A 24,790-nucleotide genomic window follows, 5' to 3' on the forward strand; every position below is an offset into this window, starting at 1 on the left:
CATTTTTTTAAGACAAAACATCAAAACTTATACAACGTCTTCAAAATCAATTAGAAAACTTGTGTTCAAATAGTGAGATCTTTTTAGGATTAACAATATTAGGTGAAACATGAAAAAAATAATTTTAGCGAGTGCATTGAGCAGTGTTGTTTTATTACTAGGTGCTTGTGCCACTACCCCTAAAAACACCTTGGCAGTTCAAAAAGAGAATAATCAATTTGAAGTCACAGGTATTGGCAAAACAAATCTAATTGCAAAAAATAATGCAATTACTGCCGCTCAAAAAACTTGTTCAAAAAACACCTCGCCTGTTGTTGTAGATGAAAAAACAACCTACAACGGTGTATTAAAAGATGTAGTAAGCGAGAAAACAGGTCAAATGGTGGAAGCAGCGGCTGGAGTTATTGGCACATTAACGGGTAAAAATGCATCTCTAGCAAAAGATGATGATTATCAAACAACACTTACTTTCTATTGTAAAATTAATTAATCAAAAAAAATCCCAATCATTTGATTGGGATTTTTTTATTAGCAATAACCATCAAGACGGGTTAATGGCAATTTCTTACCAATTGCTTTTTCAATTTCTGGCAAGTAAAAAGCATCATCTTCAGATAAGAAACTAATACTTACACCTTGTGACCCAGCGCGACCTGTACGGCCAATGCGGTGTACATAATCGTCTGATTGCTCAGGCAAAGTATAGTTGACCACATGAGATACGCCATCAACATGAATACCACGGCCTGCAACGTCAGTTGCGATCATGATATTATTTTTACCCTGCTTAAACTGGTCTAACATTTTTAAACGTTTATCTTGAGCAATTTCACCAGAAAGCATACCGACCCGGTATCCATCTCTCTTTAAATGATCATAAAGACGACGTACTTGATCACGTCGATTAGCAAAAATCATAACTTTATCGATAGGCTCTTCACGCAAAATATCTTGTAGCAAACGATATTTATCTTGTTTAGCTACGACATAAACACGCTGCTCAACATCGTTATTGGTTTTTTGCTCAGGCTCAATTTCAACAGTAATAGGTTCAAATAACCATTGTCTCGCTAAATTAAGCACATCATAACTAAAGGTAGCCGAGAACATGAGGGTTTGACGTTGTTCCTTACGCGGGGAATAACGCACGATGCGTTTCACAGAAGGAATAAAACCCATGTCCAATAAGCGGTCAGCTTCATCAATGACTAAAAATTCAATTTGATCGAGCCAAACTTCTTTTTGTTCTACAAAATCAATTAGACGTCCAGGCGTAGCAACGATGATATCGACAAAATTAGCATCTAGCTGTTTCTTTTGCTTATCAAAATCTACGCCACCTAAAAGTGTCACGACGTGTAAATCTGTAAATTTTGTGAGTAACTTTGCATCGCTTTCAATTTGCAATGCTAATTCACGAGTAGGTGCCAAAATCAAGGCACGTGGCTCACCACGAAAACGCTGCTCTTGAATCGGGTTGTGTAACAAGTCATTAATTACACTAATAAGGAAAGCAGCAGTTTTACCTGTTCCTGTTTGTGCTCTACCAATCGCATCATGCCCGCCCAACGTATATTTTAAAACCTTTTGCTGAATCGGGGTCATTTGCTTAAACCCTAAAGCATCAATCGCCTTTTTAAGTTGCGGATGTAAATTCAAGGTTTCAAAACCAGATGTCATAAATACATGCTCTAACAAACAATCTCTCTAATGAGAAGATCATTATAAACAAAAACGCCCCAATTCAAAAATTGGAGCGTCCATGATTCATCAAAAAGATGAATTAGTCTAAAGGCTGAACGTTTTCAGCTTGAAAACCTTTTTGACCTTGTACTACACTAAATTCTACGCGTTGGCCGTCACGTAAAGAACGGTGGCCGTCACCAACGATTGCGCGGAAATGAACGAATACGTCGTCACCACCGTTACGTTGAATAAAGCCAAAACCTTTAGTGTCGTTAAACCACTTTACTACGCCTTGTTCGCGAGCTGTCATAAGTCAATCCTCAGATGTTGAAAAAAGGACCTTCCGGTGTTGCAAACAGCAGAGCAAACAAGTTTTTAAAATATTTATAATCTTAAAGCTTGTAATCATTCTGTAAAACTATCAACAATTTCCGGTTACATCCATTTGTTATAAGACTTTTAAACCAATTTAAGTGTGTGGTAAATCCTAAAACGGTTCGAGCTTACCATGGGTTTATGACAATTAATAGAATTTTTTTCAATTATTCCCCGTATTTTTAGTCCTTTTTTTAAACAGCTTATTACAATATTTTTTATAGGTAATTGCTTGTTTCTTCTTTTATAAAATGTGCAGCGTTTATAAAAAAATTTGTTAGAATAATCTTTTTAGTTGTTTTGATAATGAATGACCGACACTTCTTCTATTCCTGCAATCATTGAAATTAATGCCATGGGCCAACCTTGTCCAATGCCTTTGTTAATGCTAAAACGCGAACTCAAAAAAGTATCGGGTAAACAGTTATTCTTATTAAAATCTTCTGATCCTCATAGTGAAATAGATGTAACTCGTTACTGTGGTTTACATCATTTTATGTGTCAGACTACACATATATCAGACAGAGAATTTCACTATTTAATTGAAACTCAATAATTCTTTGCTAAACTAAAAGATTAGAAATTGCATAAAATTTTACATTTCTCTACCCAATTTTCCTTAATTATGAAGCTGATTCAAATTAAGATGAATTTATTGGTTATCCCATCCGATCCTACAAGGAGAAATCATGAGTGACAGCAGCAATCAATTGATGCCCCTGTCATTGTCTGCGCCCGGTGTAAACCTTGGTGCATATATCAGTACTGTCAATCAGATTCCTATTTTAACGGCCGAGCAAGAAAAAGAACTTGCTGAACGTTATTATTATGACCAAGATCTTGATGCCGCAAAAATGCTGGTAATGTCGCATTTACGTTTCGTCGTTCACATTGCGCGCAGCTATGCAGGTTATGGCCTACCACAAGGCGACCTTATTCAAGAAGGTAATTTAGGCTTAATGAAAGCCGTGAAGCGTTTCGACCCAAATATGGGCGTGCGTCTTGTATCCTTTGCCGTCCACTGGATTAAGGCAGAAATTCACGAATACGTTATTCGTAACTGGCGTATTGTCAAAATTGCAACGACCAAAGCTCAGCGTAAATTATTTTTCAATTTACGTAGTTTAAAAAAATCGAGTAAAAAATTAACGCTCGAAGAAGCTCAATCGATTGCGAATGACTTAAATGTTACTGCAGAACAAGTGTTGGAGATGGAAGGTCGTTTAACCGCTTATGATGCTGCTTTTGAAGCTCAAGGCGACGATGATGATGATACTCCACATACTGCACCTGCATTGTATCTCGAAGATAATCGCTATGATCCAGCTCGTTTAGTCGAAAATGAAGACTGGGAAGAGCAAAGCACATCTGCTTTACATGATGCAATGGATCAGTTAGATGACCGTTCGCGTAATATTTTACAACGTCGTTGGTTAGATGATGACAAGTCTACTCTCCACGAGTTAGCAGCCGAATATAATGTATCAGCAGAGCGTATTCGCCAGCTTGAAAAGAATGCAATGGAAAAAATTAAAATTGCCATGTCTGCAAGCTAAAATAAGTTTAAAAATAAAAGGGCGTTTAGCCCTTTTGTTTTATCTGGCTATGTTTAGCCAACCCAATCTATGATAACGTTGCCGTTCATTATTCATTTGCGTTTTTTGTTATGTGGATTGCCATTTCAGCCCTTAATCTTGCCTTTGCAGTCATGTTGGGTGCTTTTGGAGCACATGGTCTTAAAGCTCATGCGAGTCCTGAGCAACTTGTTTGGTGGCATACTGCAACCGACTATTTTTTCTACCATGCTTTAGGTCTCTTAGCACTTGGTATTTTAAGCAAAGTCATCCTTACGTTCCCCATTAAATTGCCATTCATATTGATTCAAATCGGTATTTTATTCTTCTGTGGTTCACTCTATATCATGGCGCTTGGATTACCGAGAATTTTAGGGGCAATTACCCCAATTGGTGGTGCATTTATGATAGCTGGCTGGCTCGTTTTGGCTTGGAATGCCCTCAAATACGCAAAATAATTGGAATGTGATCATGCAAATTTATTTAAATGGCGAATTAACGGACACGCCTTGTCAAAACCTACTGCAGCTCATTCAGGCTTTGGCACTCGAAGGAAAAAGATTTGCGGTCGAATACAACCAGCAAATTATTCCAAAAAGCAAATTAGAGCAAATCACTATTGCTCAACATGACCGTATCGAAATTATTCACGCTGTTGGCGGCGGCTAAGTCGGAGTTATCCATGCAAGACACCCCTCTCATTATTGGTTCACGTTCTTTTCAATCTCGTTTATTGGTAGGAACTGGCAAATATAAAGACTTAAATGAAACAGATTTAGCCATTCAAGCGAGTGGTGCAGAAATCGTTACTGTCGCAATCCGCCGTGTGAATATTGGACAAAATCCAAATCAACCGAATTTACTGTCTGTCATTCCACCAGAAAAGTATACAATTTTGCCAAATACCGCAGGTTGTTTTGATGCTGATAGCGCAGTACGCACATGTATGTTAGCGCGTGAACTTCTAGATGGTCATAACTTGGTAAAGCTTGAAGTTTTGGGTGACGAAAAGACGTTATATCCAAATGTAACCGAGACTTTAAAAGCGGCTCGTACTTTGATTGATGACGGTTTTGAGATTATGGTCTACACCTCTGATGATCCGATCATTGCTCAAGAACTTGAAAGTATGGGCTGTGTTGCGATTATGCCTTTAGGTAGTCTAATTGGTTCAGGTTTAGGTATCTTAAACCCACATACTATTTCAATTATTAAAGAAAATGCAAAAGTGCCAGTTTTGGTAGATGCAGGCGTTGGTACAGCAAGTGATGCAGCTATTGCTATGGAACTTGGTTGTGATGGCGTGTTGATGAATACAGCGATTGCAGCTGCTCAAAATCCTATTTTGATGGCTTCTGCAATGAAAAAAGCTGTTGAAGCTGGACGTGAAGCATTTTTAGCTGGACGTATGCCACGTAAACGTATGGCAAATGCAAGCTCACCAGAAACAGGGTATTTCTTTAAATAATCTATTTCTTGCAAGAACACAGCCTTTAATTGCCGTTGTAATTTTAGTGCAACTTGTATAGCCATTTTACTTTTCAAAGATGAAAAGTAACAAAAATCTTTTGTTTCGCTGATATTACATCCATGTAATACAGCGAAACGGTGGCATCCATGCCACTTCACGATAGTTACCGCTTACGAGAGTTTAACTTGAGTAAGGCTAAGCCACTTGCTCATCGCGCTTAAATACCAACTCTTTTGCTGATGAATTCTCAGCATCAAAGTAGTACCCATCTGTATTAAACGCTTTAATATCCTCAGCTTTATTTAATTGGTTCTCAATCATAAAACGAGCCATTAAACCGCGTGCTTTTTTCGCATAGAAACTAATGACTTTATATTTGCCATTTTTCTGGTCAAGAAAAACAGGCTTTACAATTTCAGCCTTAATTTTCTTTTCATTGACAGACTTGTAATACTCATCTGAAGCTAGGTTTACAAGCAAATCAGATTTAATTGCGGCCAAATCTTCATTAATCTGGTTCGTGATAATTTCACCCCAGAACTCATATAAATTATGGCCACGTAAATTTTTTAATTTAGTACCCATCTCAAGACGGTAAGGCATCATTAAATCTAAAGGACGCAATAAACCATATAAACCAGAGAGCATACGTAAATGCTGCTGAGCAAAATCAATATCTTTGTCTGTTAAGTGATAAGCATCTAAACCCGTATAGACATCACCTTTAAACGCATAAATTGCCTGACGGGCATTTGAAAAATCAAATTCGGGATTCCAGTCTCTGAATCGGTCTGCATTTAGTGTGGCAATTTTTTCACTGACACTCATTAAACTCGCAATTTCCGAAGCAGAAAGTTTACGGCAAACATCAATTAATTGCGCTGAGTGTTCTAACAAGCGAGGCTGAGTAAACTCATCTGTAGGTAACGCTGTTTCATAATCCAAAGTTTTTGCAGGAGAAATTAAAGCAAGCATAGACAACCTGAAAAATTATTCTTAATACCAACTATAACAGTAGATATTTTTTAATGCTAACTCGTGTTTTCAATGACGACTATCGGTAAAATAGCATCACGTATTGTTATTTAGCGGTTCTTATATGTCTGAGCAAACTTTCATCCAGGGTCCAGTAGGTAAAATTGAACTTTTCGTTGACCGCCCTGAAGGTGAAATCAAAGGCTTTGCGGTTGTATGTCATCCGCACCCATTGCAAGGTGGAACCCCTCAACATAAAGTCCCTGCCCTTTTAACCCAAATCTTTAATGAATATGGTTGCATTGTTTACCGCCCGAGCTTCCGTGGCCTAGGTGGCAGTGAAGGCGTTCATGATGAAGGCCATGGTGAAACTGAAGATATCTTAGCTGTCATTGAACATGTTCGTAAGCTTCATGAAGGCCTACCATTTTATGCAGGTGGTTTCAGTTTCGGTTCACATGTTTTGGCAAAATGCTTTGCCCAGCTTAGTCCCGAATTACGACCTATACAATTAATTCTATGCGGCTTACCAACCGCTACTGTAGTAGGCTTGCGCCACTATAAAACCCCTGAAATTCAAGGTGATATTCTGCTCATTCATGGAGAGCAAGATGACATTACCTTGCTTTCAGATGCAATTGCATGGGCAAAACCGCAGAAGCACCCAATTACGATTTTACCGGGTGCTAACCACTTCTTTACTGGCTATTTAAAACAGCTTCGTCAAATCATTACACGCTTTATTATTATGAAATAAAGTGTATTTGATGGGCATAGATTGTGTCTATGTCCATCATCTTATGAGCACTGTAACTGCTAAAAATTATTCCAACTTAATCCAAGACGGGCCAAATATTTTTTTACTCGGTCGCTATTATTTGTTCACCATAATTTCTATAAAATTTTATAAGTGTCTATAATCTCTCTAAACATTTGACTAAAAAATTCCAACAATATCCTTCATTTTACTTTTTTAGGTACTTCTTCAGGTGTACCTACCCTGACACGTAATGTTTCAGGATTAGCAATTCGTAATAGTAAAAATAAGGACTGGATTTTAGTTGATGCTGGTGAAGGTACGCAGCACCGCATTCAACAAGCCAGACTTTCTCTACAAAACCTAGTTGCCATTTGTATTACACACGTTCATGGCGACCATTGTTATGGCCTAATTGGTTTATTGGCAAGTGCAGGCATGAATGCCCGCAGCAAACCGTTAATAGTGATTGCGCCGAAAGAAATTCAACAATGGTTTGAAATCACTGCTCAACTTACAGATTTACATTTACCCTATTCAATCGAATTTATTGATATTAATGAGGCGCTCGAATCACAGCGACTCACTAATGAACTATTAGTTCAGGCGCATCCACTTAGTCATCGTGTTCCAAGTTTTGCCTTTAGTATTTATATGAAAACGACGCAAAAAAAGTTAGACATTCAAACTTTAACTCAGCTTGGCATACCTAAAGGCGATATTTGGGGTCATTTAAAACGAGGCTACGATGTTGACTTTGAGGGACGAGTTTTAAAATCTAAAGACTTTATCAAAATTCAAAATCAGCAAATTCATGTAATTATAGGTGGAGATAATGATCAGCCTGAACTATTAGCCGATGCTTGTAAGGATGCTCAACTACTTATTCACGAATCGACTTATTTGCAAACAGTTTTAGATAAAGTAGGCAAAGGTCCAATGCATAGCTCAGCAAAAATGGTGGCTGAATTTGCAGAGCAGCAATCTCTGGATAATTTAATTCTGACGCATTTTAGTCCCCGACATCAGGATAAAGCTGGACAGCTAGCTATTGCCGAAGAAGTTCACCAGTTTTATACAGGTCATTTTTATTTAGCGAATGATTTCGATGAGTTTTCTTTAAACGAAGCTGGACAGCTTTTAAAAATCGAGAAAAAATCATGTTAGCTATAAAATCGAATTTATAGAATTAGGTACGAATAATTTTCACGTAAAGGTTAAAGTTCAAGAAGCTCATGATTGAGCTTCTTATTTGTAAAAACTACTCTACAGATGCCAAAGCGGTTACCAACAACTTCCAGCATTTCTCTACGGTATCTACTTTAACTCGCTCGCCTGGTGCATGCGCTCCTTGAATATCTGGGCCAAACGAAACCATCTGTAAATCAGGATAATGCTCGGCAATAATCCCACACTCCAAGCCTGCATGAATTACTTTTAGATTTGGCTCAATGTTAAATGCCTTTTGATAGGCTTGTTGTAAGCACTTTAGAGCAGCTGAGTCAGGATTTGGTGTCCAACCCGACACTAAGGGCGTGAGTGCAGAAGCGATATTAAATTGACTAAAATGTGCCTGAATTTTTTCTGCAAAATCTTGAGCTTCTTGGTTCACCATTGAGCGGACCATTAAGACAGCTTTTCCGCACTCTCGATTTAGTTTTACCACCCCAATATTATTTGAAGTTTCAACTACATCTGGTAAAGCTTGACTCATACTTGCAACGCCGTAAGGGCTTGTTGCTAAAGCTTGTAACCACTCGTTTTGCTGCTGTTGAGCAATCACTTGATTCACTTCAACACTTGTAGGTTGAATAGTTAATTGTAAGTTGTCATCAATACCTTGTAGCTGTTGTTTCCATGTCATTTGATATTCAGCAAGTAATTTTTCTAGTTCAGATAATTGACTAGATGAAATTGCAATGGTTGCTATTGCTTCTCGGGGTAAAGCATTACGAGCTGTACCCCCTGTAAAATCAACAAGATGTCCATCAAGCTTTGCTAAATACTCATTTAAAAAGCGAGCTAAAATAACGTTGGCATTGCCACGTCCTAAATGAATATCTACACCAGAATGACCACCTTTAAGGCCAGCAACCTGAATATTTACAACCGTTAAATTTTCAGGAATTGTCTCATACGTGAGTGGCTGTTCTACTTCAACATCAATACTACCAGCACAGCCGAGATATAACTCACCCCACTCTTCTGTATCAATATTGAATAACCATTTTCCTTTTAGTACACCAGCCTCTAAAAGTCGCGCACCACTCATGCCTGCTTCTTCATCGACTGTTAAAAGAACTTCAATTGGTCCATGAGCAATGTTATTTGAGTCTAAAACTGCTAAAGCTAATGCCACCCCAATGCCATTATCAGCACCTAAAGTGGTGTCTTTAGCAATTAACCAGCCATCTTCGAGCACTGGACGAATTGGGTCTTTAAAGAAGTCATGCACTGTGCCAGTGTTGGCTTGTGTGACCATATCTAAATGGCCCTGAAGAATAACTCCAGACACATGTTCTTTACCCGCAGTCGCATTCTTACGGATAATCAAATTACCGACTTCATCTAGGTAAGTTTCTAAATTCCGACTTTCGGCCCAGTTTTGTAAAAAATTACGAAGCTGCTGTTCATGCTTGGATGGACGAGGAATAGTGCATAGTGTTTGAAAATGCTGCCAAACCACTTGAGGAGACAACGCTGCAATATCAACTTGTGTCATGAAAATCACACTCTAATTATGTAAATATCTCAATAATTTCAATATACACAATGCATTAAAGATAGGTAGGGATTTCGGGAAAGATTTTGTATTTTTATATTTAATCTAAAGAGATTGTACGACTTTTCTAAAAAGCCGTACGTCATAAATCAATCTTAACAGGTATATGCCTTAGGTTTTCCATTCAAACGCTGAAAAGCTATGATCAGCTTTCAAACTATTTTCAACGGCCTGTGCAAGCTGACGGATAATGCTTTGCGTTTCGATTTTCTCAAACCAATCTTGTTCTTCATCAGGATTGGCGGAGATTTCACACATTAAATGCCCTTCATGGTCTGTTTTCTGACAAGTAATAGATAATGGCAAAAGATGATTATCGATACTGACTTCTACTTTTTCATGTTCGTGCACAATATGCTGTGCATCAAAGCCATAATGCCCCAATTGTTTAAACAGTAAAGCCGCTACATATTCTTGAGTGATATGGCATTCATTTGGTGGATGATCAAGCACCCCATGTTGTGGGCAACTGGCAATAAATTGTAATTTTTTCATCCTTTGTCCTAACACTTTTATCATTATCTGCGCTTAGCATAAGCAATAAATAAACAGCAGCCAAGCCTTTAGCCCGCTGCTGCCGTTGCTATTGTGTTAGCAATTATAAAATGTGTTAGGTAAAAAGTTATTGGCTAACTTCGATTGTTAAGCCTGCACGATTCGCCAACTCAGTGAAAGTCGGGAAGCTTGTGGCCACCGTTTCAGTCCCTTGAATCGTAATCGGGCCAGAAGTACGAAGACCTGCCATACTAAAGCTCATAGCAATACGGTGGTCATGGTGCGATTCGATTTCACCACCAGCAAAAATTGGTGACCAATCGCCAGATTTGCCTTTACCTTCGATAATGATGCCATCATCAGTTGGCGTGCAGTCAATGCCCATGATTTTTAAACCATCTGCCATGACCTGAATACGGTCAGACTCTTTCACACGAAGCTCTGCTGCACCAGTCAATACCGTTTGTCCTTCGGCACAAGCTGCTGCAATAAATAAAGCTGGGAATTCATCAATGGCTAAAGGTACTTGGTCTTCTGGCATATGAATGCTTTTAAGCGTGCGTGAACCTTTAATATGAATATCAGCAATAGGTTCACCACCGGCAATACGCTCATTTTCAACAGTCAGGTCAGCACCCATCTGTTTTAAAATTTCGATTACGCCCGTACGTGTTGGGTTAATACCTACAGCTTCCAGAACAACATCGGAACCTTCAGTAATTGCCGCACCCACCATAAAGAAAGCAGCGGATGAAATGTCTGATGGTACTTGAATGTCAGTACCCACTAATTTACCGCCACCAACAAGAGAAATCTTGTTGCCTTCGGTTTTAACATCATAACCAAATGCACGAAGCATGCGCTCTGTATGGTCACGAGTTGGCTCTGGTTCAGTTACCGAAGTTTCACCTTCAGCCCACAAACCCGCAAGTAAAATACCAGACTTCACCTGAGCAGACGCCATTGGTAAGTCGTATTGAATGCCTTTTAATTGCTGGCTACCCGTAATGCTGACAGGTGGTGTACCTTTTTCGCCTGTAGTCTGAATTTGTGCACCCATTAAACGTAGCGGTTTAGCAATACGCTCCATTGGGCGTTTAGAAAGTGAAGCGTCACCCGTCATCACTGAGTCAAACTTTTGCGCTGATAACATGCCTGAAAGCAAACGCATGCTTGTACCAGAGTTACCCATATACAATGCACTTGCTGGCGCTTTTAAACCATGCATGCCTACACCATGAATGGTCACTTCACCATTTTTAGGGCCTTCAATGCTTACACCCATATCACGGAAAGCTTGCAAAGTTGCCAAAGCATCTTCACCTTCAAGGAAGCCAGTGACATGAGTCGTGCCTTCGGCAATAGCACCAAACATAATGGAGCGATGTGACACAGATTTGTCACCCGGTACGGTAAATTTACCTTTAAATGCCTTATTTCCCGGTAAGATACTGAATTGCTGTGTCACCTTATTTTTCTCCATTAAAGGTTTTTTGGCTAACATATGATTGAAATGCTGACGTGCTGCCTGAGCGTGACCGAGTAAACCCATTAATGCATGAGAGTCTTCGTTTTCAATCAATTTTCTAAGTACGGTAAGTTGCTTTTCGAAGCCATCTACAGCATTTAATATAGCGGTTTTATTGGCAAAGAAAATGTCATGCCACATTTGAGGATCACTAGCAGCAATACGCGAAAAATCACGAAAACCACCGGCTGCATAACGGAAAATATCAAGATTATCTTCACGGTTTGCAAGTTGCTCGACCAAATTAAATGCCATCAAGTGCGGTAAATGACTTGTATGTGCTAAAACTTCATCATGCTTGGCAACATCCATACAAATAACTTCAGCTTTAGCAGCTGACCAAAGTTGAATCAGTTTCTCAACTGCCCATTCTGCACTTGTGGGTAACGGCGTTAAAATAACTTTGTGATTTGCAAATAAATCGACCTTACCTGCATGAACGCCCGTATGCTCACTACCAGCAATAGGATGTCCCGGCACAAAACCTGCTGGTAAATCTTCACCAAATACAGCTTTTGCTGCATCAACGACATTACCTTTTGTACTTCCCACATCGGTTAAAATTGTGGTTTCTGACAAATAAGGTTTAATTTGCTCAAGCACTTTTTGCGTAGCGCGCACTGGCAAGGCTAAAACGACTAAATCTGCCCCTTTCACGGCTTCAACAGGATCAGAAAATCCTTCTTGTATTAAGCCAAGTGATTTTGCATCTTCTAAAGTTTTCTGTGAGCGTGTAGATGCAACAACTGTTGTCGCCAACTTTTCTGCAACAATAACACGAGCTAAACTCGACCCGATGAGTCCTAAACCAATAAATGCAACTTTTTTAAATAGGGGTTGTGACATAACTTCAACTTTGCTTTTGCTCAAAGTTATTTAAACCATTGAGCAATTTGTTTTTAAGCATAATGACATGCTTATCTTGATGCATGTCATTATTCCACATAAGTGATTACAGAACAGCGGCAGGATAAGAACCTAAAATACGAATCTCTTTCACCATTGGGCGAATATCATTAATCGCAGCAGCAACATTCTCTTGTTCGATATGACCTTCTAAATCGATAAAGAATACATATGCCCACTTTTCAGGCAATGCTGGACGAGTTTCAATACTTGTTAAGCTAATATTATGTTTTGCAAATGGTGCTAAAATTTCCAATAAAGCACCCGCACGATCATGAGCCGAAATCAATAATGATGTTTTATCATTGCCACTTTGTGGAATTTTTTCACGGCCAATCACTAAGAAACGTGTGGTATTTTCCGGATTGTCTTCAATATTGCTATGTAAGATTTCAAGGTTATACATACCTGCTGCAATATCAGATGCGATCGCTGCCGAATGCCATTCATTGCGAATACGGCGTGCAGCTTCTGCATTTGAGTTTAAAGCAACGCGCTCAACACCCGGATAATGCGCATCTAACCACTGGCGACATTGCGCCAAAGTTTGCTGGTGCGCATAAATCTGCTTAATACTGTCTTTACGTGTATTTTCAGAAACAAGGAATTGATGATGAATACGCAATTCAACTTCACCAATTACATTTAAATTCGATGTTTTAAAGCAATCTAAGGTATGGTTTACAACACCTTCAGATGAGTTCTCAACTGGAACTACACCGTAATGTGCACTACCTGCTTCTACTTCACGGAAGACTTCATCAATCGTTGGAAGTGGACGTACAACTGCATCTTTACCAAAGTGCTTAAGTACAGCAGATTGAGTAAAAGTACCTTCTGGCCCTAAAAATGCAATACTTTGCGGGGCTTCTAAAGCAAGGCAAGCAGACATAATTTCACGGAACAAACGCGCCATGGTGACATCAGACAAAGGACCTTGGTTGCGCTCCATAACTTTACGTAAGACTTGTGCTTCACGTTCAGGACGATAAAACAAAGGATTCTCTTCGGAAGCAAATTTAGCTTTCGCAACAGCTTCAGCAAGGCTTGCACGTCGATTTAATAATTCTTGAATCTGTTGATCCACGCTATCAATATCTTCGCGAATTTGTTCTAAACTAAGAGAAGTCGTTTTGTTTTGATCATCGTTGATCATTAGAATGCAGCCTCAGTAAAATCATCTTTTAAACGAGAGTATAACAATAGTCTGCTTTGATTTGTTAGGCAATATAGCTGTAAGAGCTTTTTTCATTAACCTTTTTGCGCAGATTTCTTGAATTACTTTATTTGATAATGATTTTCACTTACTATTCTTTGGGCCATTTTATAACCCTGCTGAACAACGCATTACAAATCTATATGCGAGTCTACCTAAAACCCTTATGTTTGCTTCGTGCAAAAACCTAGAAAGCTGCAAATCTCTATTTGATGGGGTATTACAGCAGCCAGCCAAGTAAAAACATACTTTCATTTAAAGCTGATTATTTCGTTATTCTTAAAGATAGACCTCTTAATGCATAGTTTAGTTATACTGACCAAATATGTCATAACAACAGTAAAATAGAATGAATAAAATTATTGTTTTAGGCCTGTTGGGTCTTACAAGTTTTAGTTTAACGGCTTGTGGCGGTTGCCCAATAATTGCAGGATGCAATGGTACTGATAATTCCCCGTATTACATAACGACTGCCAGCAATCAACTGAGAGGTATTCCCGTACCTGCCCACACCAAGCTGACCTATCAGCCACAAAATTTCAGGCAAAAATTTGAACAAACACATGCTTTAAAAGAGAAAAATTTATCAGGCATCTCTTTACCAACTGATACAGCAATCATTTGGGGTGGAATGCCAGTAAACATGTTTATACAGTTTTCTAATCCCGAAATGAAAGGCTTCTCGGTCTATCCTGCACAAGGATTTAACACAGAGTTATCAAATGATTTTTTACGTCTATGGAAAAGCTGTGAAAGTGATTTAAACATTACTTTAAAGGATCCAAATGACTGGTCATTTAATCCTAAAAATATGAAAATAAGAGGTTGTAGTATCAATATCCAAGAACGTAGTGCATACACCGAAGATTCATTCCGTCAGGATGAAGCCGATGAGTTTTTAAGAAAAATGAATCATGCATTACAGCAATTACCGAAACAACAAGACTATCCTATCATTCAACAGAAGACCAAATAGTTAAAAACAAAACAGCCTGTTCTAAGACAGGCTGTTTTTCTCTACTTAATTAGGCTTTGCCAATTAATCCACGCGCTACGATTTCTTTCATAATTTCATTTGTACCACCGTAAATACGTTGGATGCGGGCATCGACAAAGAAACGTGAAATTGGATATTCAGTCATATAACCATAACCACCAAAAAGTTGGAGTAAGTTATCAGCTACCTTCATTTGCATATCACTACTGAAGCTTTTTAATGCCGCAGCTGTTTCTACATCTAGTTTGCCTTCTTGATATAAAGCCACATTTCTTTCATAAAAAGCCGCTGTAGCAAGTTCATCAATTTTGGCTTGTGCTAAAACAAAACGTGTATTTTGGAACTGTGAAATGGGTTGACCAAATGCTTGGCGCTCTTTTACATAAGCCGTTGCCAAATCAATTGCACCGCGAATTGCACCAATTGCAGTCGATGCAATTGCTGTACGTTCACGAGGTAACTCTTGCATTAAATAAGCAAAACCTTGTCCAGCTTGACCAAGTAACTGGTTTTTAGGCACTTTCACGTTGTCAAAAAACAGCTCAGATGTATCTTGAGAATGTAGGCCAATTTTGTCTAAATTCGTTCCTTTTTTAAAGCCTTCCAAATGAGTATCTGCCAATAATAACGACACCCCTTTCGCACGAGCTTGAGGATCAGTTTTTACTGCCAGCACAACAAGATCAGCATGTTGTCCATTTGAGATAAAGGTTTTTGATCCATTTAATAAATAGTAATCGTCTTGCAAAATTGCACTGGTACGCATTGATTGTAAATCTGAGCCTGCTCCAGGTTCAGTCATACCAATTGCACCAACAACTTCACCTGTTACCATTTTCGGTAACCAGTATTGTTTTTGCTCTTCTGTCCCGATGTGTAAAATATACGGTGCAGCAATTTCAGAGTGACAAGAAATAGCTGTTGATAATGCACAAAAACCAGCACGGGCAGACTCTTCAACCAACATTAATGAATAGTAAGTTGGAACCCCATAACCACCATATTCTTCTGGAATATCCACACATAAATAGCCATTTTCACCTAGTTGATTCCAAACTGAACGAGGCATGATTCCTTCGCGTTCCCATTGGTCGTAGTGCGGTGCAATATGCTCACTCATAAAACGTTTAAAATTATCACGAAATAATTCTAAATCTGCATCGTATGCCAACATAATATTTTCCTTCAGCTTTATTGTTTTATCGAATCTCATTGCTGTGCATGCTAATCATTTTTTTAGCAACTGTCATGGCATAGCTGCTCATTAAAACTGTACTTTTCAGTCAGCCAATAAAAAAGGAAGCTTTAGCTTCCTTTTTTATATAGGTTTATTTGAATTAATCTAGACCTTCAGCGACCTGAGGATTTTTTGGTTCCATCATTTTTCTGTCGACTTCATCTGGATTATTTAAGGCATCATTGAGTTTATCTTTATCTAAAGCACCGACCCATTTAGCAACAACAATTGTCGCTAAAGAGTTACCAACAAGATTAGTTAAAGCACGTGCTTCTGACATGAAACGGTCAATACCTAAAATCAATGCCAAACCTGCAACGGGAATATGTCCTACAGCAGACAAAGTTGCCGCCATAACAATAAAACCAGAGCCAGTTACACCTGCCGCACCCTTAGATGAAATTAAGAGTACTAATAACAAAGTGATCTGATGTTGAATATCAAGCTGAGTATTCGTTGCCTGAGCAATAAAGATTGCAGCCATGGTCAAATAAATTGACGTTCCATCTAGGTTAAATGAATAACCTGTTGGAATAACCAAACCGACTACAGACTTTTCACAACCTGCAATTTCGAGTTTACGCAACATGCGAGGTAAAACAGATTCAGAAGAAGATGTACCAAGTACAATTAATAACTCTTCACGAATCATGCGAATCATTTTGAGGATACTGAATCCACTCATACGGCTGATTGTACCCAAAATCAAGAAGATAAAGAGTAGACACGTAACATAGAAGCAGAGAATTAATTGCCCTAATTGTACAAGTGAACCAACGCCATATTTACCAATAGTGAATGCCATTGCACCGAATGCACCAATCGGAGCCAGTTTCATAATCATGTTCACAATGTTAAAGAATACATGTGCAACTTGATCAATAAATTTTAAAACTGGGCGTCCTGCATCACCTAACTTATGTAAAGCAAAACCAAAAAGAATTGCAAAAAGAAGGACCTGTAAGATTTCACCATTTGCAAATGCGCCAACAACCGTATCTGGAATGATGTGCATTAAGAAATCAATGGTAGATTGTGACTCACCAGAACTGACGTATTTTTGAATGCCCGAAGTGTCTAGAGTTGTAGGGTCAATATTCATCCCTACACCCGGTTTAGCAATGTTAATTACAACAAGGCCAATCAGAAGTGCAATTGTTGAAACAACTTCAAAATATAACAACGCAACGCCGCCAGTTTTTCCGACTGACTTCATGCTTTCCATGCCAGCAATACCGCTGACCACGGTACAGAAAATAACGGGTGCGATGATCATCTTGATCAAACGAATAAAGGCATCACCTAATGGCTTGAGTTTCTCACCTAAACCTGGGATATGTTGTTCGACACCATTGACAATTTGCGTTGAGCTTGGGGAAAAATGCCCTACCAAAACACCCGCAATAATCGCAATAATCACCTGAAAATAAAGTGATTTATAAATCGGTTTTTTAGCCATAACTTTACTTCAATCTATATTTCCAAGTCCGTTGGAAATACCAAAATGAAACGTCTATTCTTTACGAATACACAGCCCTAACCTTTCACATAAACACCGCAAAAGGGAAACGGTTCTTTGTAAACAAAAAACCTTCCTACTACCTCAATGAAAACAAAAAAGCTGTTTTCTAAAACAGGAGAATACCTGAAGTTTCTAACTACTTTGAGTCGTTAGAAATAACCTCTTACTTTTTCAATAAAAAGCTGAAGATATAGGAGAATCACAGAAAATTATGATATGAGTGCTCAAAAAAGCACGAGAAAGTGTACTCGAATTAAATTATGATTCGGTTAAATTTTTAGCTAATACGCATAAAAAACACTCATGCAGCCCTAAGACTTTAGTATAAGAAACACTTTTGATATTTTTTCGACAGTTTTTTATGTCATATTGATTAAATACTTGTGGACATTTCATTTTGAGCTGCCTACATCCCATCATTTTTATTGTTTTTGAACCACGATGAATACTAAACGTAATATCTATAAAGATGCTGAACACCCATTCGCTCAATATGTCCGTATTTTAGGTAAGGGAAAAAGTGGTTCACGCTCTTTAAGCTATGAAGAAGCTTATCAAGCATTTAGCATGATTTTAAAAGGTGAAGTGCTTGATGTGCAGTTAGGCGCTTTTTTGATGCTGCTTCGGGTTAAAGAAGAATCAATTGATGAACTCGCAGGATTTGTTCAAGCCACTAGAGATCAACTCAATTTTCAGCCATTAGACGTCGATTTAGACTGGTCATCTTATGCTGGTAAACGTAAACATTACCCATGGTTTCTTTTAGCAGCGCTCACTCTTGCAGAGCACGGTTATAAAATCGTGATGCATGGTGCGTCTGGGCACACGCTTAACCGAGTATATACCGAGCAGGTTTTAGAATATCTGGGTTATCCAATTTGTCACTCTGAACAAGAAGTTCGCACGCAACTCGCAGAACAGAATTTTGCTTATTTACCTTTAGAAGTGATTTCACCAGTTTTAAGTGAACTAATTTCTTTAAGAAATGTGATGGGATTACGCTCACCGATTCATACTTTAGCCCGCTTAATTAATCCTTTTAATGCTAAAGCCACCTTACAAGCAATATTCCATCCTGCCTATAGAACTTCCCATCAACATAGTGCCCTACGCTTAGGCTATCAAAATAGTGCAGTCATTAAGGGTGAAGGTGGTGAATTTGAGCGAAATCCAGACGCAAAAACACTCATTTGTGGTATCAAAAATGGTGAACTCTATGAACATGAGTTACCGAAACTCACACCTGAACGAAGTCCAATTGAAGACGAGTTAGATTTAGCAACTTTTAAAGCAGTATGGCTAGGTCAACAGCACCATGAATACGGTGAAATGGCAGTAACTGAAACAATGGGAATTGCACTATATACCATGGGAGTTGTTGCTAGTTTTGATGAGGCAATGCAGAAAGCAAAAGTATTATGGGAAACAAGAAATTCAGGGCTAAAAGACAAAATTTAGTTCATACAGCCTTATACGCTATGTCTTTTCGATATGGTTACATATAGGCAATATTTACTTTTCAAAGATGAAAAGTAACAAAAATCTTTCGTTGAGCAAACAGTACGTTCTTGTACTGTTGCTCAACAGGCGACATCCATGTCGCCCACGCGATAGCAAATGCTAATACGATTTATCTTTTTATTCTAAAATGCTGTTTTAAACAAAACGAATCGGTTTAAACTCAGGTTCATGTTTGTGATGATCATCTTCACAAACCTCACCCTCTTCTTTCGTACCACGGTCAATATAGCCACTACGCTGCTCTTCAGGTAAGTTCTTTAACTCCCAAGCAATTACAGCTTGCATACAAGTTTCACGCTGCTCTTTTGTTAAAACAACGCCATTTGGCCATTTACCAATTTCTACTGCTGTTTTTAAACGCTCTACAATCTCAGGGTTTAAAATAGATAGCATTTGTTCAATATTCATGATTCATCTCTTTGAAAAGATTCAAAATCTTGGTTCCAACCAAGTTTGGTACGGCAGGCCATATAAAAATCATAACCTGGTGGATGCAATAAACTTAGTTTAAATGGATGTTTACGGATGTGTAAACTATCTCCAACATTGAGCGATATGCTATGTTGCCCATCTGCACTCACCATCGGTAACACCCGATTTTCGCGAATAACAATCTTAATTTCGCTTTGTCCACCCACGACAATGGGACGTGATGACAATGTGTGGGGATGCATTGGAACTAATGCAATCGCATCCATACTTGGATGTAAAATTGGTCCCCCACCTGACAAAGCATACGCTGTTGATCCTGTTGGAGTCGAAACAATTAAACCATCACTATGTTGGCGATAAACATATTGCCCATCAATGTTGAGCTCAAAGTCGATCATGTGGACCGACTTACCAGAATGTAGTACGACATCATTTAAAGCAATCGCATCATAAATGACTTCGCCATTTGTTCGCACTTCCATTTCAAGTAAGAAACGGCGATCGAGTTGAAAATGCCCTTGAAGCACTTGGTCAAGTTTAAAAATGGCTTCTGACGGTTTGATATCGGTTAAAAAACCTAATCGCCCACGGTTGATACCAATAACAGGTGTATTGTAACGAACCAAAGCTCTTGCTGCATGGAGTAAAGAACCGTCCCCGCCAACTACAATAACCAAATCAGCGACTTCACCTAATAAATGACGGCTCACTACCTGTGCATGATCATAAGGCACTAATTCAGCAGTTTCCTGATCAAAAATGGGGTTTAAGCCTAGGTTCAACAAATGATCATGAATTAAACATAGTGTTTCTACAACTGATGATTTATCTGGTCGACCGATTAACCCGACGTTTCTGAAGGACTTATGTGAAATTTGCACGAATGAGTAAGCTCCGCTGCGATACTTGCCTATAATAACATTAACCTGATTAATTTAAAAAAACATAACTACAAGATGCTGTAAAATTCAATCTAAGTTTTCCAATTATTCACAGTTTTATCATTGCAAATTGATGACAAGCTATCGCATCATTACAGGCATTGTTAGGGTTTTATCTCATTTTTATGAAGTTTGAACGTGGTATCGGTTTCTTTGCACTAATCTTTTCCATTTTGGTCATTGGTGCTTTTATTGCTCTTAGTATCTATCTGATTCGTTTAGATAATATTATCCGTGAAAAATTTGAAGGCCAGCGGTGGGATATTCCTGCCAAAGTGTTTGCACGACCTTTAGAAATTTATAATAACGCGCCTATTTCTCAAGCAAATTTCACTCAAGAATTAAAGCTATTGGGTTACAAAACTTCAAGTAATTATGACAAGTCTGGAAGCTATGTTGCTCAAGGTAGCAATATGTATATCCACACACGTGGTTTTGATTACGGTGACAGTGTTGAACCTGAACAAGTACTAGAGTTAAGTTTTGCAAATGATCAAGTTGTTGAAGTTCGAAGTACTAAACCTTCTTCAACCGGCGTTGCACGCTTGGAACCGTTACTCATTGGAGGAATTTATCCTCAACACAATGAAGACCGTGTACTCATTAAACTGAATAATGTCCCTAAACCACTCATTGAAGCTTTAATTTCCACAGAAGACCGTAATTTCTATCACCATCATGGCGTTTCGATCCGTGGTACTGCCCGTGCATTAGTGAGTAATGTTACAGGCGGTAAGCGTCAAGGTGGTTCAACCCTGACTCAACAATTAGTTAAAAACTTCTATCTCACACCTGAGCGTACATTAAAACGTAAAGTTAATGAGGCTTTAATGGCTTTGCTCATCGAGCTGCATTACAGTAAAGATGAAATTTTAGAAGCCTATTTAAATGAAGTGAATCTGGGCCAAAACGGTAGCTACTCAATTAATGGCTATGGTTTGGCTTCTCAATTTTATTTTGGTTTACCGTTACGTGAGCTGAATGTTGCACAACAAGCTTATTTAGTAGGTTTAGTTCAAGGCCCTTCTTTATATAACCCTTGGAAAAACCCTGAAGGTGCAAAGAAACGCCGTGATACCGTGTTAAATAACATGCGTGTGATGGGCTATTTAACTCAAGCCGAATACGAAGATGAAATTGCACGTCCTTTAAATGTATTGAGTAAACCAAGTTTAGGGCCTGCAAAATTCCCAGACTTTTTAGATATTGTGCGTCGTCAATTGCGTACAGAATATCAAGAAAGTGATTTAACTAATCAGGGCTTACGTATTTTTACGACTTTAGACCCAATTACTCAAACTCAAGTTCAAGATGCATTTAAAGCTTCAGTAGACCGTTTAGCTAATAGTAATCCAGCTCGTTTGAAAAACTTACAAGGCGCTGTACTCATTGCACATCCTGAAAATGGCGAGTTAGTTGCGGCAGTGGGCTCTACACAAGACTTTACTGGTTTTAACCGTGCGTTAGATGCAAAACGTCAGGTTGGTTCTTTATTAAAACCTGTGATTTATTTAAGTGCTATTGAATCTGGACGTTATAACTGGGCAAGCCAAATTGAAGATGCACCGATTAGTGTTCCTGTAGACGGCGGTAAAAGCTGGACACCTAAAAACTATAGTGGTGGCGGACATGGTGTAGTCAGCTTGAGTGAAGCATTAGCAAACTCATATAACCTATCTGCTGTACGTTTAGGTCAAGAATTTGGTCTATCGACATTTACTAATAATTTAAGAAAATTTGGTGTCGAGTCGACCATTCCTGCCTACCCTTCTATTTTCCTTGGGGCAGTCAATATGTCACCAATGGAAGTTCTCGGGATTTATGAGAACTTCGCTACAGGCGGTTTTAAATATCCAACACGTGCGATTCGATCTGTCGTAGATGCGAATGGTCGTTTACTTGACCGTTATGGCCTTAATGTTCAACAAACCATTGATCCGGCTGTTGGCTATATCATGAATTATGGCTTACAACAGGTGATGTCTTCGGGTACTGGTCGTGCAGCCTATAGTAGCTTATCTCCAGCTTTAAAATTGGCGGGTAAATCAGGTACGACTAACGATACACGTGACTCATGGTTTGCGGGTTACTCAGGTAATCATGTGGCTGTCGTGTGGTTAGGTTTAGATGATAATAAAGTAACTGGTTTAACAGGTTCATCTGGTGCATTGCCAGTATGGATTAATGTGATGAAACAGTTACGCCAGACACCTGTGAATCTACGTCAACCAGACACTGTACAGTGGCAATGGATTGATCGTGCATCAGGTGATTTATCTGCTCAGGCTTGTGATGGTGCTATGTATATTCCTATGCTAACGCATACGGTTCCGCACCGTGCTACGCCATGTGGAGCACCTTATTATCAAGTTGATCCAACATATACGCCACAAAGTGATAACACAATTCCTGACTCTCAGGATGATAATACCGACAGTTATATTCGTGAAAGTGAAAATCAGATGGAACAAGATCTGTCAAACAACTCACGTGTAATTTCAAGTGGTAGTTATAACAACTAAGCGTTAACAGGAAATTAGGATATGTTAAAGAAAGGTGTTTTTTATATTGGTGCTGTGCTTATGGTCGGCTGTACAACTTTGCCTGATCATTCTGACTCCAAAGATAAAACACCTACTCCGCCAGTGAAGAAAAATACGGAAACTCCATCGGGTATAAAAATTACACCTTATGAGCATCCGGAAATTCAACGCAAAAATTTACAGGTCATTGTTCCGCAGCAAAAAAAGCTGCAACGCTTTAATGATGATGGAAGTCAATTACCTGCATTTAAAGTCTTAATGCAAAAAACGCAACAGGCTTACAAAAACCAGCAATGGTCACAAGCTGAAAGCTATGCACTTCAAGCGCAGCGTTTAGCACCACAAGCGGCGGAGACCTATTTATTTCTTGCCCTTACAGCAAATCATAAACAGCAATATTCTAATGCTGAATCTTTGGCAAGACGTGGTTTGAGTTTTGCCCAAAGTCAAGCAATGAAAAAACAGCTTTGGTTAGTCATTTTAAAAGCCGGACAACAACACAATAATCAAAAAACTGTTCAAGAAGCGCAACAAGCATTAAAAGCTCTTTAGCTTTTAATGCTTGTTTATTTTCTTTTTAAAAATTTCGAATACCTGCCAAGCCATATGCACCATGCTGCTGTGCAGTGGCTAAATCATCAGGATGCACGCCTCCTAATGCAAAGACTGGAACTTGGCTATTTTGGGCTAAATCTGCAAAACGCTCCCAGCCTAATGCTAAGGCTTCTGGATGAGTCGTTGTTGGTTGTACAGGACTAATAAAAACAGCGTCACAGGCAATCTGCTCAGCCTGCTTTAAAGAAACAGCATCATGACAAGCGGCAATATGACGTATGCCCACGGTTAAATCGCCCTTATGCAAATTCATGAGCTGAGATTGTTTTAAATGAACAGTCTTAATCTGTTTTTTTAATTCAGGGTTCAATTGCTGCCAGATATCGATATTAATAATTAAATTTGATAACTGATTTTCATCTAAAGTAGTTAATTGCTCTAAATATCTCTGATCAGAACCATCTTCTTCTATACGCCAATACAATAAAGTCTCACTGCTCTCTACGGGTGTGAGCGTATTGCTAATTTTAATGAGATGAGGCCAATAGAGTCGTTTTATGATGTCTTTATTCGCTTTTGGAAAGTTTAAGTGAAGTAGCTGTTCACGTGTGTACCATGCCCATGGTTGATGAATAAGATTTAATAACTCATCAGGCACATAACTATGGAATAAATGTAAATTGACAATAATGTCGTCATATTCATGATGAATATAATCAAACTGGTGCCAATTTTTTAAACCGATACCGACTTCTTCATAGATTTCACGGCGGCAGGCTTCTTCGGGTGTTTCCCCCTGTTCAACCTTTCCTCCCGGAAACTCATGCTTTCCACCTTGATGCTGCTGCTCTTCGCGCCATCCTACTAATATTTTTCCGCGATGGATCAAGATTGCTATAGCGACATCGACGATAGGTTTGGGCATTTTTTTACTCTCTAAAACTTTTCTCAAGTGTAAGCAAATTTTATCATTTTATAAAATCTTAAAAATCTCATTGACAGATCTATTCGATAATGATTATCATTTAAATCGTTCAAGAACATACCACGGAGCACAACAAATGAACGCACCTTTTAGCTTATTTACTCGTAACAATGAAACAGCTCATGCCTTACCAATGTTACATTCTAATAACCTCTTTGCATTAGGCCGTGAAATCCGCATTATGCATGCTGGCGAGGAATATCGTTTACGTCTCACTCGCAATAATCGTCTAATTTTAACTAAATAAAAAATACACTCGCGTTTCAATAATATTCGTGGGAAAACAAAAAAT

Annotated in this window: 25 protein-coding genes and 2 pseudogenes; 14 read left to right on the forward strand and 13 right to left on the reverse strand. The window is 38.7% G+C overall.

Annotated elements, in window-relative coordinates; translation table 11 throughout:
* Positions 1-109: 109 nt before the first annotated feature.
* Positions 110-490, forward strand: coding sequence for a hypothetical protein (locus ACINWC141_RS07545; protein WP_009390023.1), 381 nt, complete (start codon positions 110-112; stop codon positions 488-490).
* A 38-nt stretch (positions 491-528) separates the two neighbouring features.
* Here the strand turns inward: ACINWC141_RS07545 and rhlB are convergent, their stop codons facing one another.
* Positions 529-1,680, reverse strand: coding sequence for an ATP-dependent RNA helicase RhlB (gene rhlB / locus ACINWC141_RS07550; protein WP_034677977.1), 1,152 nt, complete (start codon positions 1,678-1,680; stop codon positions 529-531).
* A gap of 103 nt (positions 1,681-1,783) precedes the next feature.
* Positions 1,784-1,996: a cold-shock protein gene (locus ACINWC141_RS07555; RefSeq protein WP_000126912.1), complete on the reverse strand. Its 213-nt coding sequence runs from the start codon at positions 1,994-1,996 to the stop codon at positions 1,784-1,786.
* A gap of 375 nt (positions 1,997-2,371) precedes the next feature.
* Between ACINWC141_RS07555 and ACINWC141_RS07560 the strand changes: the two genes are divergently transcribed.
* The 5 genes from ACINWC141_RS07560 (at position 2,372) to ACINWC141_RS07580 (ending at position 5,103) form a co-directional block, all read left to right on the forward strand.
* Positions 2,372-2,617: a sulfurtransferase TusA family protein gene (locus ACINWC141_RS07560; protein WP_009389770.1), complete on the forward strand. Its 246-nt coding sequence runs from the start codon at positions 2,372-2,374 to the stop codon at positions 2,615-2,617.
* Positions 2,618-2,750: 133 nt separating this feature from the next.
* Positions 2,751-3,617 (forward strand): RNA polymerase sigma factor RpoH, encoded by an 867-nt coding sequence (gene rpoH, locus ACINWC141_RS07565; protein WP_004791254.1) that lies wholly within the window; start codon positions 2,751-2,753, stop codon positions 3,615-3,617.
* 110 nt (positions 3,618-3,727) lie between these two features.
* Positions 3,728-4,093, forward strand: coding sequence for a DUF423 domain-containing protein (locus ACINWC141_RS07570; protein ID WP_004643452.1), 366 nt, complete (start codon positions 3,728-3,730; stop codon positions 4,091-4,093).
* Between the two features lie 13 nt (positions 4,094-4,106).
* Positions 4,107-4,304 (forward strand): sulfur carrier protein ThiS, encoded by a 198-nt coding sequence (gene thiS / locus ACINWC141_RS07575; RefSeq protein ID WP_009389800.1) that lies wholly within the window; start codon positions 4,107-4,109, stop codon positions 4,302-4,304.
* 13 nt (positions 4,305-4,317) lie between these two features.
* On the forward strand, positions 4,318-5,103 hold the full coding sequence (locus ACINWC141_RS07580) for a thiazole synthase (protein WP_009389790.1): 786 nt from the start codon (positions 4,318-4,320) through the stop codon (positions 5,101-5,103).
* Between the two features lie 198 nt (positions 5,104-5,301).
* Here ACINWC141_RS07580 and yaaA read toward each other — a convergent pair whose 3' ends face one another.
* The gene (gene yaaA / locus ACINWC141_RS07585) at positions 5,302-6,081 is read right to left on the reverse strand and encodes a peroxide stress protein YaaA (protein WP_009389943.1); all 780 of its coding nucleotides are present in this window, start codon (positions 6,079-6,081) and stop codon (positions 5,302-5,304) included.
* A 124-nt stretch (positions 6,082-6,205) separates the two neighbouring features.
* On the opposite strand from yaaA, the gene ACINWC141_RS07590 reads away from it, so the two are divergent.
* On the forward strand, positions 6,206-6,838 hold the full coding sequence (locus tag ACINWC141_RS07590; protein WP_009389756.1) for an alpha/beta hydrolase: 633 nt from the start codon (positions 6,206-6,208) through the stop codon (positions 6,836-6,838).
* Between the two features lie 59 nt (positions 6,839-6,897).
* On the opposite strand, the pseudogene ACINWC141_RS20710 reads toward ACINWC141_RS07590, so the two are convergent.
* Positions 6,898-6,960: pseudogene (locus ACINWC141_RS20710) on the reverse strand (hypothetical protein); the annotation flags it as partial.
* Positions 6,961-7,036: 76 nt separating this feature from the next.
* On the opposite strand from ACINWC141_RS20710, the gene ACINWC141_RS07595 reads away from it, so the two are divergent.
* Positions 7,037-8,005: a ribonuclease Z gene (locus tag ACINWC141_RS07595; RefSeq protein WP_034677987.1), complete on the forward strand. Its 969-nt coding sequence runs from the start codon at positions 7,037-7,039 to the stop codon at positions 8,003-8,005.
* A 94-nt stretch (positions 8,006-8,099) separates the two neighbouring features.
* Here the strand turns inward: ACINWC141_RS07595 and ACINWC141_RS07600 are convergent, their stop codons facing one another.
* From ACINWC141_RS07600 to pheA, 4 genes are all read right to left on the reverse strand, one after another.
* On the reverse strand, positions 8,100-9,560 hold the full coding sequence (locus tag ACINWC141_RS07600) for an aminoacyl-histidine dipeptidase (RefSeq protein ID WP_009389994.1): 1,461 nt from the start codon (positions 9,558-9,560) through the stop codon (positions 8,100-8,102).
* Between the two features lie 171 nt (positions 9,561-9,731).
* Complete coding sequence (locus tag ACINWC141_RS07605) at positions 9,732-10,115, reverse strand: hypothetical protein (RefSeq protein WP_009389892.1); 384 nt, start codon at positions 10,113-10,115, stop codon at positions 9,732-9,734.
* Between the two features lie 127 nt (positions 10,116-10,242).
* Positions 10,243-12,489 carry a bifunctional prephenate dehydrogenase/3-phosphoshikimate 1-carboxyvinyltransferase gene (locus ACINWC141_RS07610; protein WP_009389747.1) on the reverse strand — a complete coding sequence of 749 codons (2,247 nt, stop codon included), beginning with the start codon at positions 12,487-12,489 and terminating at the stop codon, positions 10,243-10,245.
* Between the two features lie 106 nt (positions 12,490-12,595).
* Complete coding sequence (gene pheA / locus ACINWC141_RS07615) at positions 12,596-13,705, reverse strand: prephenate dehydratase (protein WP_003650703.1); 1,110 nt, start codon at positions 13,703-13,705, stop codon at positions 12,596-12,598.
* Positions 13,706-13,874: 169 nt separating this feature from the next.
* On the opposite strand from pheA, the pseudogene ACINWC141_RS20060 reads away from it, so the two are divergent.
* Together ACINWC141_RS20060 and ACINWC141_RS07620 are read left to right on the forward strand one after the other, a co-directional pair.
* A pseudogene (locus ACINWC141_RS20060) lies at positions 13,875-14,006 on the forward strand (alpha/beta hydrolase); the annotation flags it as partial.
* A 108-nt stretch (positions 14,007-14,114) separates the two neighbouring features.
* Positions 14,115-14,741 (forward strand): hypothetical protein, encoded by a 627-nt coding sequence (locus ACINWC141_RS07620; protein ID WP_009390031.1) that lies wholly within the window; start codon positions 14,115-14,117, stop codon positions 14,739-14,741.
* A 49-nt stretch (positions 14,742-14,790) separates the two neighbouring features.
* Here ACINWC141_RS07620 and ACINWC141_RS07625 read toward each other — a convergent pair whose 3' ends face one another.
* Entirely contained in the window at positions 14,791-15,936 is a 1,146-nt protein-coding gene (locus ACINWC141_RS07625) for an acyl-CoA dehydrogenase family protein (protein WP_009390000.1), read from the reverse strand.
* Between the two features lie 163 nt (positions 15,937-16,099).
* Positions 16,100-17,458 (reverse strand): dicarboxylate/amino acid:cation symporter, encoded by a 1,359-nt coding sequence (locus ACINWC141_RS07630; RefSeq protein ID WP_009389883.1) that lies wholly within the window; start codon positions 17,456-17,458, stop codon positions 16,100-16,102.
* Between the two features lie 504 nt (positions 17,459-17,962).
* Here ACINWC141_RS07630 and ACINWC141_RS07635 point away from each other — a divergent pair.
* The gene (locus ACINWC141_RS07635) at positions 17,963-18,979 is read left to right on the forward strand and encodes a glycosyl transferase family protein (RefSeq protein WP_009389998.1); all 1,017 of its coding nucleotides are present in this window, start codon (positions 17,963-17,965) and stop codon (positions 18,977-18,979) included.
* 198 nt (positions 18,980-19,177) lie between these two features.
* Here ACINWC141_RS07635 and ACINWC141_RS07640 read toward each other — a convergent pair whose 3' ends face one another.
* Together ACINWC141_RS07640 and ACINWC141_RS07645 are read right to left on the reverse strand one after the other, a co-directional pair.
* Entirely contained in the window at positions 19,178-19,450 is a 273-nt protein-coding gene (locus ACINWC141_RS07640; RefSeq protein ID WP_004791223.1) for a YeaC family protein, read from the reverse strand.
* Positions 19,447-20,355, reverse strand: coding sequence for an NAD(+) kinase (locus ACINWC141_RS07645; RefSeq protein WP_004791221.1), 909 nt, complete (start codon positions 20,353-20,355; stop codon positions 19,447-19,449). Before ACINWC141_RS07645 ends, ACINWC141_RS07640 begins: the two co-directional genes overlap by 4 nt.
* Before the next feature lie 185 nt (positions 20,356-20,540).
* On the opposite strand from ACINWC141_RS07645, the gene mrcB reads away from it, so the two are divergent.
* Together mrcB and ACINWC141_RS07655 are read left to right on the forward strand one after the other, a co-directional pair.
* Positions 20,541-22,937, forward strand: coding sequence for a penicillin-binding protein 1B (gene mrcB, locus ACINWC141_RS07650; protein WP_009389931.1), 2,397 nt, complete (start codon positions 20,541-20,543; stop codon positions 22,935-22,937).
* Between the two features lie 21 nt (positions 22,938-22,958).
* Complete coding sequence (locus ACINWC141_RS07655) at positions 22,959-23,510, forward strand: tetratricopeptide repeat protein (protein ID WP_009390003.1); 552 nt, start codon at positions 22,959-22,961, stop codon at positions 23,508-23,510.
* 25 nt (positions 23,511-23,535) lie between these two features.
* Here the strand turns inward: ACINWC141_RS07655 and ACINWC141_RS07660 are convergent, their stop codons facing one another.
* Positions 23,536-24,438, reverse strand: coding sequence for an NUDIX domain-containing protein (locus tag ACINWC141_RS07660; RefSeq protein ID WP_009390025.1), 903 nt, complete (start codon positions 24,436-24,438; stop codon positions 23,536-23,538).
* 136 nt (positions 24,439-24,574) lie between these two features.
* Between ACINWC141_RS07660 and hemP the strand changes: the two genes are divergently transcribed.
* On the forward strand, positions 24,575-24,745 hold the full coding sequence (hemP, locus tag ACINWC141_RS07665) for a hemin uptake protein HemP (RefSeq protein WP_004643472.1): 171 nt from the start codon (positions 24,575-24,577) through the stop codon (positions 24,743-24,745).
* Positions 24,746-24,790 lie beyond the last annotated feature (45 nt).

Source organism: Acinetobacter sp. WC-141 (genome assembly GCF_000313935.1).
GTDB lineage: Bacteria > Pseudomonadota > Gammaproteobacteria > Pseudomonadales > Moraxellaceae > Acinetobacter.